This is a genomic window from Bradyrhizobium sp. Unk1 (genome assembly GCF_059512345.1).
Map to the genome: position 1 here is coordinate 1 of NZ_JCAMOP010000144.1, position 2,405 is coordinate 2,405.

A 2,405-nucleotide genomic window follows, 5' to 3' on the forward strand; every position below is an offset into this window, starting at 1 on the left:
CGTACGCATACGACGAAGACCGCCTGATTGACGCATGCGCGCGAGCACGGCGGGTTCTATGATGGCGATGCGTGACGGTCAGGCGGCTTCCTGATCGGTTGGGTTGTCGGCTTGGCGCAGGAGCTTCCATTCCCAGGGCAGCAGCTCGTGCAGACGCGATGCGGGAAGATCGGCGATACGGGCGAGGATGTCGCCGAGCCAGGCTTTGGGATCGACGTCGTTCAGGCGACAGGTTGTGATCATCGTCAGCATGATGGCGGCGCGGTCAGCGCCACGCAGACTGCCGGCGAAGGTCCAGTTGCGCCTTCCCAAGGCGATACCGCGCAACGCTCTTTCGGCGGCGTTGTTGCTGAGGCAGATCCTGCCATCGTCGAGGAAGCGGGCGAAGTCGTCCCAACGCCTGAGCATGTAGTTCATGGGCTTCAGGACCTCGGAGGAGCGCGAGAGGGTTTCTCGCTCTCGGAGCAGCCAGGCGCGCATGTCGTCGAGCAGCGGCTTGCTTCTCTCCTGACGCACGGCACGCCGCTCGTCGGCATTGCGGCCGTTGATGGCGCGCTCGATCTCGAACAGGGCGTCAAGACGCCTGACCGCCTCCAGTGCGATCGGGGAGACCGGTTTGCCTTTCTGTCCGTCCCGGGCGGTTTTTTCGATGTCAGCCAGCTCGAAGAAGCCCCGCCGCGCATGGGCCAGGCAAAATGCGGGCGTGATCGGCATCGCTTTCCTTTTCGGGTCGAACAACGGTTCGAAGCCGCTATAGCAATCCGCCTGCAGGATACCGGCGAAGGCGGCCAGATGCTTCTGGGGATGTTCGCCCCTTCGATCGCTCGAGGCGTAATAGACCGCCGCCGGCGGCGCAGGCCCACCGTAGGGCCGGTCATCCCGCACATAGGTCCAGATCCGGCCAGTCGTGCACTTGCTCTTGGCCAGGATGCGGATGGTGGTGTCGTCGCCATGAAGGCGCTCGGCCGCGAGCACATGACGCTCGATCAGCTGGAACAGCGGCATGACGACGAAGGTTCCGTGGCCGACCTGGTCGGCCAGCGTCGATAGCGGCAAATCGATCCTCTCGGCCTTAAAGCGCGCGCTCTGGCGATTGAGCGGGATATGCATGCCGAACTTGTCGAACAGGATCGTCGCCAGCAATTGAGGACCAATGAAGCCGCGCGGCGTGGCATGGAACGGTGCCGGCGGCTGGCTGATCTTCTCGCAATCGCGGCAGGTGAACTTTTCTCGAACCGTCTCTATCAGCTTGAACCGGCGCGGGATCTCCTCCAACGTCTCGGTCACATCCTCGCCCAGCTTCGCCAGGCGCGCCCCACCGCAGCAGGCGCAGGTCGTTGGCGCCTCAATGACGACCCGCTCGCGTTCGATGTCGTCCGGCCAAGGCTTGCGCACCGGCCGCTTGCGCGTGAAGGCCCGAACGTTCTGTACCTTTGCAGCCGCGGCACGCGCGGCGAGCTCATCCTCACTCGCCGTGGTGATCAGCTCTTCGAGCTCCAATTCCAACTGCTCGATCAGCCGCGCCGTCCGCTCGGACCGCGGCCCGTACAGTTCGCGTTTGAGCTTCTCGATCCGCAGCTCGAGATGTGCGATCAGCGCTTCGTTGTCCGACAGCTCCGCCCGCGCGCTGGCGGCATCCGCGACTGCGACGTCGCGCTCAACCTCCAACGCCTTGCGCTCGGCCAGCAGCGCCATGTAGGCGCTCGCAAGTTCCGCAGGAAGATCGTCCGGCTTCGAGGTCATGAAGCCATTGAATCAGATCGAGCAGCAGATGCAAACCCAAAACGGTTATCCGACCCGCGTCGGACGCTGGGTTTCTTGCGGAGTGCGCCAATCGATTCCGGACAACAGATAGCTCAACTGCGCCGGCGAGATCGTCACCGTTTCACCGCCAACCGATGGCCAGATAAACCTTCCTCGCTCCAGTCTTTTGGTAAAAAGGCATGCTCCCTGGCCATCGTGCCAGATCAGCTTCACAAGATCGCTGCGGCGACCGCGGAAGACAAACAAATGACCGCTGAGCGGGTCTTTGTGCAGCACCTCCTGCACTTGGAGTGCCAAGGACGGAATGCCTCGGCGCATGTCCGTGTAGCCTGTCGCGAGCCACACTCGCGCGCCCGTCGGAACCGGGATCATCATCGGCGGACCAAAGCATCGAGAACGCGACGTAGCGCGTCTCCATCAACGTCGCCATCGACCCGGATGCGGTGCCCGCTACCAAGATCAATCTCGATGATGCCCTGGCTCTTGCGTCGACGCGCCGGCGTCGTCAATGGCGCCTCGGCCACCTCCGCAGACGGACCAATCTCGACCGGAACAAATGGCGCCATGCTCGCTTCGCCGTGCCTGCAAAGCTCCTTGCGCCACCTGAACAGCTGGCTCACATGAAGCCCGGCCACGCGAGC

At 63.5% G+C, this 2,405-nt stretch carries 2 protein-coding genes and 1 pseudogene; all 3 read right to left on the minus strand.

Annotation, left to right across the window (positions count from 1 at the left end; translation table 11 throughout):
- Window positions 1-78 precede the first annotated feature (78 nt).
- Window positions 79-1,743, minus strand: coding sequence for an IS66 family transposase (tnpC, locus tag AC5ZFO_RS47660; protein WP_496124221.1), 1,665 nt, complete (start codon window positions 1,741-1,743; stop codon window positions 79-81).
- Window positions 1,744-1,788: 45 nt separating this feature from the next.
- On the minus strand, window positions 1,789-2,139 hold the full coding sequence (gene tnpB, locus AC5ZFO_RS47665) for an IS66 family insertion sequence element accessory protein TnpB (protein WP_496124222.1): 351 nt from the start codon (window positions 2,137-2,139) through the stop codon (window positions 1,789-1,791).
- Window positions 2,136-2,405, minus strand: a pseudogene (locus AC5ZFO_RS47670) (hypothetical protein); the annotation flags it as partial. The pseudogene AC5ZFO_RS47670 and the gene tnpB, both read right to left, overlap by 4 nt.